Origin of the sequence: uncultured Mucilaginibacter sp. (assembly GCF_913773635.1) — a bacterium.
In the GTDB taxonomy this organism is placed as follows: Bacteria; Bacteroidota; Bacteroidia; order Sphingobacteriales; family Sphingobacteriaceae; genus Mucilaginibacter.
In genome coordinates this window covers 187,913-202,404 of the sequence record NZ_CAJYGQ010000003.1, presented here as the reverse complement: position 1 = coordinate 202,404, position 14,492 = coordinate 187,913, and the positions used below count along the sequence as shown (strand labels likewise).

Here is a 14,492-nt window from a genome sequence, read left to right as displayed (position 1 = left end):
AAAAGACCAAATTTTACTCTTAAAGAAATCCAAATTTCACTTAAGGTAAAATTTGGTCTTTTTTTATAGCCTGCTGGCATAATATTTTCTTGGTAAAAAGAGTGTTTATTATATTAGCAATATGAAGAAAGCATCAAGAGCCGCTATTTACTCAGTTTGTGTGGTGTTGTTTATAATTGGAAGCTGGTCACTGGTTAAGGCGCATCCTGAAGTGCAATTTACTTTCTATATCCCTGCAGCCTTGGTAATTATCTATGCTGTAATACGCGATGATCTTTTCAGCAAGCCAGGCGCTCACGTTCGTCACGCGCTTAGAGAAGAATAATTTCTTCTATTATTGCGCTGCCTGCACGGGCATTGATTTTCTCTATAATTTGTGAACGCATCATCATCAATTCGTTTTTTACTACTGATGATTCTATACGCAAAAACAATCGTTTGTTATTAACAAAAAGTTCGCTTGTACGGTTGGCTACCGGCTTACCTACAATTTCGGGCCAGGCGGCAATCATTGACGTTTCATCAAACCGCTGCTTTATTTTGTAAACACTAAGCATTTGCTCAATTGCTTCCTTTATTGATTTATCGTTAGGCTTGCGCATGTTTTCTAATTAAATATAGTTTAAAGTAGCAACACCTTATTAAAAGCTGCACTCTCGATCTCACTACTTTTTAAAGACTTACAATTAACCGGAAACCTCTCCCCGGCTTACCTCAAATAACTTCACCTCAACCTTTATCTTGTTAAAAATATTGGTAACTCGTTTAGGGTTGGCATCGGTTATAAACACCTGACCAAACTCCTTATTGCTCACCAACTGCATTAGCTTGGTAATACGGCTATCATCCAGCTTATCAAAAATATCATCAAGCAATAACAAAGGCTTAAACCCTTTTTGCTGCTGCAGGTAAACATACTGCGCAAGTTTAAGTGCAATCAAAAAAGACTTTTGCTGCCCCTGCGAGCCAAATTTCTTTAATGGCATACCGTGTACACTAAAGTGCAAATCATCGCGGTGAATACCCGCCGTAGTACGCTCCAGCACCCTGTCTTTTTCAATTACCTTTTTTAAAAGTGCTGCAAAATCATTTTGCAGTAACTGCGAATCATAAATTAGCTCAACCAGCTCCGCATCCTCACTCAAAAATTGATAATATTGATTAAACAGTTGGGTATAAACTTCGAGAAATGCTTTCCTTTTATTGAAAATTTTTGTTCCGGATATTATAAGCTGTTCATCCAAAACTTCGAGTAATCCAGGATCAAACCTACCTGTATCGGCTATACGCTTTAATAGGGCGTTACGGTTAGCCAATACTTTGTTGTAAACAATAAGCTCGTCAAGGTAATGGTTATCTGTTTGCGAAATAACGTTGTCAACAAACTTACGCCGCTCTTCGCTTCCTTCCATGATGATACTGCTATCATACGGCGAAATCATCACGAGGGGAATAAGACCTATATGATCGGCCAAGCGCTGATAATCCTTTTTATTGCGTTTGAATATTTTCTTTTGATTACGTTTTACCGAACAGGCAACTGTTTCGGGCAACTCGTTACGTTCAAACGTGCCGTTGATGATAAAGAAGTCGGCACCCTGCTTTATCTGCTGGCTATCAATAGGGTTAAAATAGCTTTTACAAAGCGAGAGGTAATGAATAGCATCAAGAATATTGGTTTTGCCGGCACCATTATTACCAACAAGCGCATTTACACCACTACTGAACGTTAATTCGGCCTCGGTATAATTTTTAAAATTGATAACAGATAGTTGCTGCAAATACATAAAGCGGCTTCAAAGTTAGCACTAAAACCCGACGAATGGAGCTTTTAACACGCTTAAATAAGAGCTACAAATATTTACGGTTTTTAATATTGTATAAAAAAATAGAATAACGTAGTTTTGCAAACTTAATTTTAGCATAGAAATGTCAAATACGGAAGTGAATGCCAACGTTGCACCAGAAAGAAAAACTCATGTACCAACAGGTGGCTTCGTAAGAGAGAACCAGAAAAGTTTACTATTTATTGGTGCAGCTATTATTGCACTGATAGCCATATACATTGCCTACCAAAAACTGTACCTGGCTCCGCGTGAGGTTGAAGCTGCAAACCAAATGTATGTAGCACAGGATTACTGGGCTAAAAAAGAATGGGATAAAGCTTTAAAAGGTGATGCCAGCTATCCGGGTTTTGAAAAAATCATTTCTAACTACAGCAACACCAAGGCAGCTAATTTAGCTTATTACTATGCAGGTATTGCTTACCTTAACAAAGGTGAATATAACAAAGCCATTGATAATCTTAACAGTTTCAGCAGCAACGACAAAGTAGTATCTGCAGAGGCACTAGGTGGTATTGGCGATGCTTATGTTGAACTAAAAGAATTTGATAAAGCAGAAAGCAATTTTAAACAAGCTGCTGATAAGGCCGATAACAAATTTTTGTCGCCGTTTTACCTTAAAAAATTAGGTTTGGTTTACGAAAAACTTAATAAGGCGAAAGAAGCTGCAGAAGCTTATAAGAAAATAAAAACCGACTATCCGGCAAGCACTGAAGCTCAAAATATTGATGCTTATATTGCTCGTGTTGAAGCAAAACAATAATTAATAGTTTTACGTATAACATCCTGCGGTTAACAAATTAATTATTTTGCATGGCTACACAGCTTAAAAATCTTTCTGATTTTTCAAACACCACCATACCCAACGCGGGTGCATACCGCTTTGGCATTGTAGTGGCCGAGTGGAATGCAAAAATTACAGGAGCCCTTTACGAAGGTGCTTACCAGAGTTTAGTTGATAACGGCACGTTAGAAGAAAACATTTTCACCTATTCTGTTCCGGGTAGCTTTGAATTAACAACAGGGGCCGATATTTTACTTAAAAACAAAAACTTAGATGCCGTTATTTGCTTAGGCTGCGTTATACAAGGCGAAACACGTCATTTCGACTTTATTTGCAATGCCGTAGCAAATGGTGTAAGTAATGTTAGTATTAAATATTCAAAACCTGTTATATTTGGTGTACTAACCACTGATAATGAGCAACAAGCCGAAGACAGGGCCGGAGGAAAGCACGGAAACAAAGGCGTTGAAGCTGCTGTAACTGCTATCAAGATGGCTGACCTTAACAAACAGTTACAAGATTAATTATTTGATTTAAGCAGTTAACATGAAAAAGCTAATTTACATTGCCTTGCTGGCCGCCACTTTAATCGGCACCTTCTCATCGTGCTCAAATAAATTATGCCCTGCGTACGGTAACTCACGCCGCCGCTAAACCAACACAGCCATATTTTGACAAATTGCTGAAAACCATTTGTAACAGATAGCGTATTTTTGCTAACAGTTATACAATTGACTAATTTTAAATATGACCTGGACGGCATTAGACTCGGCTGAGCAGTTAAGCAGTATTAAGCAACAACCCGGCTACAGTATTATTTTTAAGCACAGCACACGTTGCTCAATAAGCATGATGGCTAAACGCCGTTTTGAACTTGACTGGGATCAGCTGCCCGATAGCATTCCGCTTTATTTTCTTGACCTGATTAAATTTCGCGAAATATCTAATCAAATTGAGTCAGATTTTAAAGTTCATCATGAATCGCCGCAATTGCTTTTGATTAAAGACGGCGAGTGTATACTTGACCAATCACACGGTGGCATCTCGGTTGAAGAGACACTGGAGATGGTACAATAACTGCAGAGATAGTAGATAAGAAACAAGAACCATTAGCCAAAATTGATGTGGCGTATTGGTTATGTATTGTAAAAAATCTTGTTTCTTGACTCCTGGCTCTTGCTTCTATCCTAAAATCCCTACTTTTGTTATTATGATTGATTTACCGGTAATTCCAGCCAACCAGGTACAACGTAAGCCCGATTGGCTTAGGGTTAAACTGCCTGTTGGTAAAGAGTATGCACATGTACGTAGTTTGGTTGATACCCACAAGCTGCATACCATTTGCGAAAGCGGTAATTGCCCAAACATGGGTGAGTGCTGGGGTGCCGGTACTGCAACGTTCATGATATTGGGTAATATTTGCACGCGCTCATGTTCATTTTGCGCCGTAGCCACAGGCCGTCCATTAGCGGTTGACATGGATGAACCAAACCGTGTAGCAACATCGGTTAAACTTATGCAGGTTAAACACTGTGTAATTACCTCGGTAGACAGGGATGACCTTAAAGATGGAGGATCAATTATATGGGCCGAAACCATCAATGCCATACGTAGGGAAAGTCCCGAAACTACTTTAGAAACGCTTTTACCAGATTTTAAAGGAAACTGGGATAACCTTGCCCGTGTATTGGAGGTACGCCCCGAAGTAGTATCTCATAATCTTGAAACCGTACGCCGCTTAACCCGCGAAGTACGTATACAAGCCAAATATGACCGTAGCCTGGAATGTCTTAGTCAGATATCTGCTGCCGGCTTACGTACAAAATCGGGCATAATGCTTGGTTTGGGCGAGCAGCAAGAAGATGTGCTGGAAGCAATGCAGGACTTATATAATGCCGGAGTGCATATATTAACACTGGGCCAGTACCTTCAACCAACCCGTAACCACCACCCGGTAATTGATTGGGTTACACCCGAGCAATTTAACTATTATAAAGAGGTAGGCCTGCAAATGGGCTTTAAGTATGTAGAGAGCGGACCCCTTGTACGCTCATCTTACCATGCTGAAAAACATTTGTTTGATTTATAATGTTGTGGTATAATATTTTATATTTACTGCACTTTGGCCAAAAAGCATAGAATTACCCTTACTGAAGAAGAACTTGTTTCAGCACTTCAGCGCCATGATAAAATAGGCGCTGAAGCATTGTATGATATGTATTCTGCAGCACTTTACGGGGTGATTGTACGCATTGTTAATGATACGTCGACAGCCGAAGACGTTTTACAGGAAACTTTTGTTAAAATTTGGCATTCTGCCGCCAGCTACAGCGCCGAAAAAGGCAGGCTGTTTACCTGGATTGTGAATATTGCACGCAATCTTGCAATTGATAAAATAAGATCGAAAGATTTTCGTAATCAATTTAAAAACCAGGAGCTCGAAAATAACGTAGGTTATATTGATCAAAACAACAGCACGGTTTATAAGCCTGAGCTGCTGGGTGTAAAGGATTTGATTAATACGCTGAGACCCGAGCAAAAATCAGTACTTGATTTGATTTATTTTAAAGGTTACACACATACCGAAGCTGCTGATGAGCTGGGTATGCCGTTAGGAACCATTAAAACCCGCCTGCGTATGGCAATACAGCAATTACGTAAGCATTTTAACTAAAAGTGGAAGAGACAAGGGAATATATAGAATCGGGTATTTTGGAGCTTTATGTTCTGGGCGATTTGAGCACAGAAGAAAAGCTGCAGGTACAAGCTATGGTTCAAAAACACCCCTTAGTTAAAGCCGAACTTCAGGAAATTGAAAAGGCAGCTTACCTTTACGCAGATCTTCACCAAACAGAACCCTCTCCCGTATTACGCGACCGTGTTTTAAACAGTTTACTTACCAACTTAGCCGACGACAGAAATTTAAAGACTGTAACAAACAGGCATGAAGAAGCTACTGTAAGAAAAATGAATGCCGCGTCTGCAGCCAAGCCTACTGTAAGTGTATTTTACAAATATGGTTTTGCAGCAAGTTTGCTTTTATTATGCGCAAGCATTGCCGCTACGGCAATTTTATACAGCCGCTTACGTCAATCGCAGCAGCAGTTAATCACTTTAGCGCAAAGCAATCAAAAGTTTGCCAATCAGGTAAGCTTCATGCAGGATGAAATCAGTGTGTTCCGCGATCCGTCTTTCAAACTTATTCAATTAAAGGGAACGGCTAAAGCGCCTAACAGTGCACTTACTGTTGCCTGGAGTGCAACACGTAAAAAGGTTATGGTTGATTTAAAGAGTGTTAAACTTCCGGAAACCAACAAAGATCAGCAATACCAATTGTGGGCAATTGTAGATCAAAAACCGGTTGATCTTGGCGTGTTTGATGGAGCTCTTACCGATAATGCTGATATGCAGCTTATGAAATCAGTAAGCACAGCACAGGCTTTTGCTGTTACAATTGAACCAAGGGGAGGAAGCTCAAACCCAACTATGGAGCAAATGGTTGTAATAGCCAGTTTATAGAATTTTATTTTAGTAAATTATATAAATCAATATTTAATTTCAAATCCAAGTTTTTAAGCTTCGCAGATAAAATAAAATTTTGATTGAATTTTGTGTAACTATTTACATTTGACCGCGTCTTATGAATAACTTTTAAAAAGTATTTGTTGTTCTTTATAAGGTCAGTTAATAGTGAAAGGGTTACATTCAAATACATGTAGCCCTTTTATTTTTGCATCAGCTTAGCTATTGTTGCAGGTACACGTGCAGCAACCTGCCCCGGCAATACAACATTTAATTTATCAGGCAGTGCAAGCTCATCGCCGGCACGGCCATGCAGGTATACTCCTGCTAAACAAGCTTCCAAAGGGCTGTAGCCTTGCGCTAGCAAAGCCGTTATAATTCCCGTCAAAACGTCGCCCATACCGCCTACCGCCATTGCGGCATTACTGCTTGAGTTAAAATATAGTTGCCCTTCTGGGGTTCCGGTGATGGTGTAACTGTTTTTTAAAACGATATAGATATCAAGTTCACTTGCTTTTTGCCGCATGGTTTGTAAGCGTTGCCACCAACTTGTGTGATTGCCAAACAAGCGGTCAAACTCTTTCATGTGTGGTGTAATAATACTTTTTGCGGGCAACTGATTCAGCAGTATTGTGTTACCGGCCAATAAGTTTAGTCCATCTGCATCTATCACTAACGGCTTTTGGTAATCTGTAATTACATGTTGCAACAAAGCCAAAGCATCATCGCCTGTGCCTAATCCAGGCCCAATAGCAATTGCCTTTAACTTTTCCAGCTCTAAATCAGGCAACTGATATTCGTTTCTTACAATGGCCATTACTTCAGCCTGATAACTGTTTAGCGCGGTTAAACCAGCCTCAGGTACACATGCTGTGGTTAACCCTGCGCCTGCATACACGCACGCTGATGAGGATAGTAATGCAGCACCCATTGTTTTGGCCTGCCCAGCAATAATTAAGGCATGTCCAAAAGTGCCTTTATGGCTAAATCTCGTTCGCGGCTTAAGTATGCTTTGGATATCCTTGTCCTCAACCATTTGATAAGGCGATTGCAGCGAACGGATAAACTTGGTATCCAGTCCAATGTTAACCGCTTCCCAGCAGTCAACGTATGCACCAGATTCGGGTAGCAAAAAGTTTATTTTAGGTTGCTGGAAAGTGATCACCAAATTGGATTTTAGTGCGCCCCCCTCCAACTCTACTACTCCATCGGTATAAAATCCGGTAGGAACATCTACTGCTACTACACATTTGCTTAAGCTGTTAAGGTGATCAACCAAAGCCTTAAAACTACCATCTAACGGTTTATTCAACCCGCTTCCTAATAAGGCATCAATAAGTATATCGGCGTTTTCTTGTGGTGAGGTTTCCGACTCGGATAATTCAATTAAGGGAATTTGCATGGCTTGCAGTCTTTGCAAGTTAATGTCAAAATCTGCTGTTGACCTGGTTGAATAACGCGCAATTTTAACGTTGATTCGCCTGTAATCATGCTCAAAAAGCAAACGGGCAATAGCCAGTCCATCTCCACCATTATTTCCGGTACCACAGTAAACTGATATAGCTTCATGCTTATCAGGAAAATGATTTACGAACCAACTTACAAAAGCTTTAGAGGCGCGCTCCATTAAATCAACGGAGCTTATGGGCTCATGAGCTATGGTGTAAGCATCGGCTTCGCGAATTTGTTGTGCAGTAAGTAATGGTAGCATAACTTGTTAAGATGAGTTACGCGCTTTTGTTTGCAACCAGTGCTAATTGGCTGGTAGATGATACTCAATTCCCCATTGTTTAACATAGTCCTCCAGCGGTTGCAAGCCAACTGCAGCCCTACGCTTATTTACGTTAGGTTCATCATCAATAGGATCAATAGTGGCTTTGCCGGTTTTATCAATTGAAATTTGGCTACCGTAAATTTGCTTTTTACCTTGGCGTATAGCAACTCGGTCTTCAAGTAAAGCCAGGTTTGCCGGGTGTGCCTTGCCTTCCTTAACGGCTGCTCGCAGCATAGGAAGATACTTTTCCTGCGTTTTAATATCGGCATGCTGAATTACCAAAAACAAGGTTAAATTGCCTTTATCGCCTACAACATCAGCTCCAAGCCAACCATGATCATCTAGAATTGCTTTTACTTTTGATAAATTAATAGAATCTTTTTGCTGGATGGTGGACCACAAATCCTTTAGTTCTTTAGAATTGCGTCCGTATTTCTTACCTACCGAATCCAGTTTCAACCGGTACGACTGATCATCGTTATAAATACCGGTAAGTTCTTTTACCAAAGGTTTATTGAGTTTTTTTTCAACCTCTTGCTCATTTAACTTTACCTGCTTAAGTAATTTAGGCCAACGTTTATCGGCATATAACGAGGTTAAGTCAGTGTCTTGCGTAATATGCTGGTAGTTATGGTAGCCACCTATATAAACTACACGCTGTAAATTAGTAAAGGCACTATCCGTATAATTTGCAAGTGCCCAGGCGCAGGCAGCATTGTAACGATCATTTATAAGCCCTTGCCACTTGTTACTTTTAAAAGCAGAAGAATAAGCCCACGCCGAGGCTTTATAATTTTTAGCCTGATATAAGGAGTCGGCTTTAGAAATTAGTGCTGTGTAAGTTGCTTGTTGTGCTTTGGCAGAAAAAGCTAGTAATAGAAAACAGATGTATAAATATTTCATCGTGTAAAACTGTGATAAGCAAATTAAACAAAAAGAGGCACAAATTATTGTGCCTCTACATATTTTGTCCTGGTTCCTGTCTCTAACTTCTTTCTCTATTTTACACCCATCTCCTTAGCCAGGAATTTACCAGTAAAGCTTTCTTTAACTTTGCACAAACCTTCGGGTGTACCTTTGTACAAAATTTGTCCACCTCCCGAACCACCTTCCGGACCAAGGTCAATTACGTGGTCAACTACTTTAATTACATCGAGGTTATGTTCAATCACCAGTACGGTATTGCCTTTATCAACCAATTGTTGCAATACGCCTAACAGTACGTTAATATCTTCAAAGTGTAAACCTGTAGTAGGCTCATCAAGAATATAAAATGTGTTTCCGGTATCTTTTTTAGACAACTCGGTTGACAACTTTACACGCTGTGCCTCACCGCCTGATAATGTTAAGGATGACTGCCCTAACGTGATGTAGCCCAAACCAACATCATTTAATGTTTTCACCTTACGATAGATGGCCGGGATATGCTCAAAAAATGCTGTGGCATCCTCAATACTCATATCGAGCACATCACTGATGGATTTGCCACGATAGCGCACTTCAAGAGTTTCGCGGTTGTAACGTTTACCACCACATTCTTCGCAAGGCACCTGCACATCGGGCAAAAAGTTCATTTCAATAACCTTCATACCGGCGCCCTGGCAGGTTTCACAACGGCCACCCTTTACGTTGAACGAAAAGCGGCCCGGTTTATAACCACGTATCTTTGATTCGGGCAATTGCACGTACAAAGCCCGGATATCCGAGAATACACCAGTATAAGTAGCCGGATTTGAGCGCGGCGTGCGGCCAATTGGCGTTTGGTCTATCTCAATAACCTTATCAATATTTTCGAGTCCTTCAACCTTGTCATAAGGTAGCGGCTGCTTTTTAGCCCTGAAAAAGTGATGATTCAGAATAGGGTACAGCGTTTCGGTAATTAAACTTGATTTACCACTACCCGATACGCCTGTTATACCTATAAGCTTTCCCAACGGAAACTCTACCGTTACCTTTTTAAGGTTATGCCCTGTAGCCTTTTTAAGGGTTACAGATTTACCGTTACCCTTACGGCGTTGTTTTGGTATGGCTATTTCCCGTTCACCATTAATATATGATGTAGTGAGTGTATGCATAGCCATTAACTGCTGCGGTGTACCCTCGGCAACTACAGTACCACCATGCACGCCTGCTGCAGGCCCCATATCAATAACGTAGTCGGCCTCAAGTATCATGTCTTTATCATGCTCAACAACCAACACTGTGTTACCTAAATCGCGCAGGTTTTTTAGTGCGTTGATAAGGCGATCATTATCGCGCTGGTGCAGACCTATGCTTGGCTCATCTAAAATGTACATTACATTCATTAGCTGCGAGCCAATTTGCGTAGCTAAACGTATGCGCTGCGCCTCACCGCCCGATAGGGTACGCGCCGTACGGTCAAGCGTTAAATAGCTTAAGCCTACATCAAGCAAAAAGCCAATGCGTGCCCGAATTTCTTTAAGTATCTCTCGTGCTATGACGTTTTGACGCTCGCTAAGCCTGTCTTCAATACCTACAAACCAATCTTGCAGGGTGCGTATATCCATTGTAGCCAGCTCGAAAATATTCTTCTCGCTAACCTTAAAGTGTAATGACTCCTTTTTAAGTCTTGCGCCTTCGCAAACGGGACAAACCTTTAACGTGCGGTAAGCTTCTAAATCGTCTGATACATCCTCGCTTTTGCGTTCTTGCTGCTCTTCAAGCATACGGATGATACCATCAAAAGTAACCTGGTAATTTTGAACGTTCCATTTATTGTATTCAACAGCAACAGAAATAATTTCCTGTGAGCCGTTTAATATAATGTCCAGCTTTTCGCGTGGAATTTTTTCAATAGGCACTGATAAAGAGAAATCATACTTTTTACCTAAAGCTTTTAACACCTGAAAAACCCAGGTTTCGCGGTACTCGCCAAGGGGCGCCAAACCGCCGTTAATAATACTCAGTTTTGGGTTTGGTATAACTGATGACTCATCTACAACAAAAATATAACCTAAGCCATCGCACTTATCACAGGCGCCATAAGGCGAGTTAAATGAAAATGTATTGGGCTGCGGCTCATCATAAGAAATACCCGAAACCGGATCCATTAAAAACTTGCTAAAATAAGATACATTGTTGTCCTTATCGGCAATACGTATAATGCCTTTAGCTGTTTTAAGTGCCGATTGTATCGAAGTATGTAAACGCTTGCTGTCTTTTTCGCTAACCACCAAACGGTCAACTACAATATCAATATCATGAATTTTATAACGGTCTACCTGCATTTTAGGCTCAACATCCATAATGTTGCCATCAACATATACTTTCAGGTAACCTTGCTTGCGTATTTGCTCAAATAATTCGCGGTAATGACCCTTACGGCCTTTCACCACCGGTGCCAGAATATTTACCGGCTGCCCGTCAAATTTTTCGGCAATGGTGCGCATAATCTGATCTTCGCTCATGCGCTCCATTTTTTGCCCGCTTACATATGAGTATGCCTCACCGGCACGGGCATATAGCAAGCGCATAAAATCATATATCTCGGTAATGGTACCTACTGTTGAGCGTGGGTTTTTACTGGTTGTTTTTTGCTCAATGGCAATAACCGGACTCAAGCCTGATACCTTATCAACATCGGGCCGCTCCATACCGCCCATAAACTGGCGCGAGTAGGCCGAAAAAGTTTCCATGTAACGGCGTTGCCCTTCGGCGTAAATAGTATCAAAAGCCAACGATGATTTACCGCTGCCGCTCAACCCGGTTACCACCACCAGCTGGTTACGCGGAAATGAAACATCAATATTTTTAAGATTATGCACCCGGGCCCCGTATACCTCTACTTCACTTTGTTCGCCCAGGTCAATTGTTTTTTCAGCCATAAATTTTTTAAACAACAAGTATGTAACTTGTAAACGGCCGCTAAGTTTTTTGGCCGTGTATAATTATCTAAAAACGAGCCGCAAATATACTAAAAAAGGCCTGCATGCACAATGCATACAGGCCTCGCTTGCTCCGTAATTACTAAATATTTTAGTTTAATGACAATGTGTCGGCAGGTACTATGTTAGCCATCATAGGGCCATAGTTTTCCTCTATTTCCTTATCCATAACCTCTTTCATGGCTACAAGGTTGTAAACGTACATGCCCGTTTCGCGGTTAAGGTGCATAAAGAAATAGTTGCCGCCGTTTTTGCGGTTAATTGCCTTGTGCATACGCGGCGAACCGGCGTTGTAAGCCGCTGCAGCCAGCGTCCAGCTACCCATTTCATCATATAAGTCTTTAATGTACTTGCAGGCGGCAATAGTAGCTTTACGGTTGTTCAGGCGTTCATCTTTGCCGTGTCCAACCTTAAGACCGTACTGACGTGCGGTACCAGGCATAAATTGCCATATACCTGCTGCGCCTCGCGGCGAACGCACATGTTTTTGAAAACCCGATTCCAGTAAAGGAATATATTTAAAATCTTCGGGGATACCATAAACCTGCAAAATGGGTACAATCATCGGAAACCATTTTGCGGCCTGAGCCTGCAGTTGTTTGGCTTGAGAGGTGTATCGGCTATGCTTCCAAATGGAGTAGCTGATCTTGCGTTTTACTTTAACGTTTTTCACCGGCACTTTCTCGTCGGCAAAGTTTAAATTTGGTTTCTCTTCAACTTTTTTGGTTTCAAAAACGTTGAAAAGAACAGGACTGCTTTTCAATTCCTCTTTGTGATCAACACTGAAAACAAAGAGCCTTGAAATGATAAACAGCACACATATTACGGAGCACGTAATGAGGTGATTTTTAATCATTCAATTTAATTTAGTTCAACAATACACAGGTAAATGTGTGGCGCAAAGGTATAAAACATATCACACAATCAAACACTTAGGCCTGCTTAGTGTTTTGAGCGATGTGGAAAAAATGTGAAAACAATGGGTTGACGGGTGTTTAAACGCCGATTTCGCATGTGGAAACTTTTTTTGCAATAAGGCAATTTTTCGTACCTTTGCTCCCCGCTTTTAAAGCTTTAACAAAAAAATATGGTATTCAAAAAACCAGGGAACAGTCGCGACGACAAGTCCAACAAATCAGCCGGCAGGCGCACCGGCGGCAGTGGCCACGAACCACGAAACAGCTCTTCACCGCGTACACGTAATGCTAATTCAGGTTTCAAAAAATCAGACGATGGCGCACCTAAAAAAAGGTTCGGTACCGATGGCGACAAAAAACCGTTTACAGCAGGACGCAAAACTTCATCAGGTGGTTTTAACGCAGATGACAGGCCAAAAAGGAGCTTCGGCTCTACCGCCGGAAAAAAACCGTTTGGCGACCGCAGCAACCGTGGCGAAAGCACAGGTGCTGACCGTCCGTTTAAGCGCAATAGCGAAAGCCGTGGCAGCAGCACCGACAGGCCATTTAGAAAAAGCACAGGCGGTGACTTTAAAGGTGGCGATAGAAGCAACTTTAAATCACGCACAGGTGAGCAAAGCGAAGGTGGCGAAAAGAAATTTAACCGTGCTGTAGGTAGTAGCCGCACCTGGGCTGATAAACCAGCGGGTGATGACAATGGTAACAAACCATTCCGCGAACGCCGCGAACAATCAGGCGAAAGATCTTCAAACTTCCGTAAAAGCGGCAATGATGAGCGTAACAAACCTTTTCGTGAACGCCGGGAGCAATCGGGAGAAAGGTCATCAAGCTACCGTAAAAATTCTACCGAGGATTTTAACGAAGACCGCTCTAAAACGAACTTAAGGGGCCGCAACAAAAAAACTTCAGAAAACGACGACAGTCATTTAATACGTCTTAACCGTTATATATCAAATGCAGGTATTTGCTCGCGCCGTAAGGCTGATGAACTTATTACCGCGGGGGTGGTATCGGTAAATGGCGAGGTAGTATCAGAGTTAGGCCATAAGGTTGATCCATCAAAAGATGTGATACGCTACAATGGTGAAACTTTGAAGCGCGAGAAAATGGTTTATGTATTACTTAACAAACCTAAGGATTACATTACCACTACTGATGACCCACAGGAGCGCCGCACCGTTATGCACCTGGTTGACAAGGCAAGCAAAGAGCGCATTTACCCTGTAGGCAGGCTGGACCGAAACACAACAGGCTTAATACTAATGACTAACGATGGCGAACTGGCCGACAAGCTTTCGCACCCACGCAATAGCATTACTAAAATATACCAGGTTGAACTTAATAAAAGTTTAACCCAGGGCGACCTTAATAAAATTGAGTATGGTTTAGAGCTGGAAGATGGCTTTATTAAACCAGATATGGTAAGCTATGTGCAAGGTGGAACCAAACGTGAGGTTGGCATCCAAATTCATAGCGGCAAAAACCGTATTGTTCGTCGTATTTTTGAACACCTGGGTTATGAAGTGGTAAAGCTCGACCGCACTATTTATGCAAATCTTACCAAAAAAGATTTACCACGCGGGCGCTGGAGATTCCTCGAAGAAAAAGAAATAATTCAATTAAAGCATTTGGTTAAAGCTTAATAACAATCTATCTGTACAATTTACAGTAGCAATAAGTAAAGGGAAATTTCTACAAGGAAATTTCCCTTTTTAACTTTTATGAAAACCCAAAGCCTGCTATAGC

General features: G+C 41.3%; 14 protein-coding genes. 8 read left to right on the top strand and 6 right to left on the bottom strand.

Translation table 11 applies throughout. The annotated features are described in order from the left end of the window. Positions 1-121: 121 nt before the first annotated feature. A complete protein-coding gene (locus QZ407_RS02300) occupies positions 122-325 on the top strand; it encodes a hypothetical protein (protein ID WP_157540611.1) in 204 nt (67 codons plus the stop codon). Here the strand turns inward: QZ407_RS02300 and QZ407_RS02295 are convergent. After that, on the bottom strand, positions 312-602 hold the full coding sequence (locus QZ407_RS02295) for a DUF721 domain-containing protein (protein WP_157540610.1): 291 nt from the start codon (positions 600-602) through the stop codon (positions 312-314). The genes QZ407_RS02300 and QZ407_RS02295 overlap by 14 nt on opposite strands. A gap of 84 nt (positions 603-686) precedes the next feature. Continuing rightward, entirely contained in the window at positions 687-1,787 is a 1,101-nt protein-coding gene (locus QZ407_RS02290) for a DNA replication/repair protein RecF (protein WP_295767440.1), read from the bottom strand. 142 nt (positions 1,788-1,929) lie between these two features. Between QZ407_RS02290 and QZ407_RS02285 the strand changes: the two genes are divergently transcribed. The 6 genes from QZ407_RS02285 (at position 1,930) to QZ407_RS02260 (ending at position 6,147) form a co-directional block, all read left to right on the top strand. Continuing rightward, positions 1,930-2,607 carry a tetratricopeptide repeat protein gene (locus QZ407_RS02285; RefSeq protein ID WP_157540608.1) on the top strand — a complete coding sequence of 226 codons (678 nt, stop codon included), beginning with the start codon at positions 1,930-1,932 and terminating at the stop codon, positions 2,605-2,607. A gap of 50 nt (positions 2,608-2,657) precedes the next feature. Further along, positions 2,658-3,152 (top strand): 6,7-dimethyl-8-ribityllumazine synthase, encoded by a 495-nt coding sequence (ribH, locus tag QZ407_RS02280; RefSeq protein WP_295767439.1) that lies wholly within the window; start codon positions 2,658-2,660, stop codon positions 3,150-3,152. Positions 3,153-3,375: 223 nt separating this feature from the next. After that, complete coding sequence (gene ytxJ, locus QZ407_RS02275; RefSeq protein WP_295767438.1) at positions 3,376-3,705, top strand: bacillithiol system redox-active protein YtxJ; 330 nt, start codon at positions 3,376-3,378, stop codon at positions 3,703-3,705. Positions 3,706-3,838: 133 nt separating this feature from the next. Next, positions 3,839-4,717: a lipoyl synthase gene (gene lipA, locus QZ407_RS02270; protein WP_295767437.1), complete on the top strand. Its 879-nt coding sequence runs from the start codon at positions 3,839-3,841 to the stop codon at positions 4,715-4,717. A gap of 33 nt (positions 4,718-4,750) precedes the next feature. After that, a complete protein-coding gene (locus tag QZ407_RS02265; protein ID WP_157540604.1) occupies positions 4,751-5,302 on the top strand; it encodes an RNA polymerase sigma factor in 552 nt (183 codons plus the stop codon). 2 nt (positions 5,303-5,304) lie between these two features. Beyond that, positions 5,305-6,147, top strand: a complete 843-nt coding sequence (locus QZ407_RS02260) for an anti-sigma factor (RefSeq protein ID WP_295767436.1) — start codon at positions 5,305-5,307, stop codon at positions 6,145-6,147. 205 nt (positions 6,148-6,352) lie between these two features. Here the strand turns inward: QZ407_RS02260 and QZ407_RS02255 are convergent, their stop codons facing one another. From QZ407_RS02255 to QZ407_RS02240, 4 genes are all read right to left on the bottom strand, one after another. Continuing rightward, on the bottom strand, positions 6,353-7,861 hold the full coding sequence (locus QZ407_RS02255) for an NAD(P)H-hydrate dehydratase (RefSeq protein WP_295767435.1): 1,509 nt from the start codon (positions 7,859-7,861) through the stop codon (positions 6,353-6,355). 42 nt (positions 7,862-7,903) lie between these two features. Then, positions 7,904-8,827: a DUF6624 domain-containing protein gene (locus tag QZ407_RS02250; RefSeq protein WP_295767434.1), complete on the bottom strand. Its 924-nt coding sequence runs from the start codon at positions 8,825-8,827 to the stop codon at positions 7,904-7,906. A 95-nt stretch (positions 8,828-8,922) separates the two neighbouring features. Then, positions 8,923-11,769 (bottom strand): excinuclease ABC subunit UvrA, encoded by a 2,847-nt coding sequence (gene uvrA, locus QZ407_RS02245; protein ID WP_295767433.1) that lies wholly within the window; start codon positions 11,767-11,769, stop codon positions 8,923-8,925. A 151-nt stretch (positions 11,770-11,920) separates the two neighbouring features. Continuing rightward, complete coding sequence (locus QZ407_RS02240) at positions 11,921-12,685, bottom strand: lytic transglycosylase domain-containing protein (RefSeq protein WP_295767432.1); 765 nt, start codon at positions 12,683-12,685, stop codon at positions 11,921-11,923. A gap of 231 nt (positions 12,686-12,916) precedes the next feature. On the opposite strand from QZ407_RS02240, the gene QZ407_RS02235 reads away from it, so the two are divergent. Continuing rightward, positions 12,917-14,389, top strand: a complete 1,473-nt coding sequence (locus QZ407_RS02235; RefSeq protein WP_295767431.1) for a pseudouridine synthase — start codon at positions 12,917-12,919, stop codon at positions 14,387-14,389. Positions 14,390-14,492: the final 103 nt, after the last annotated feature.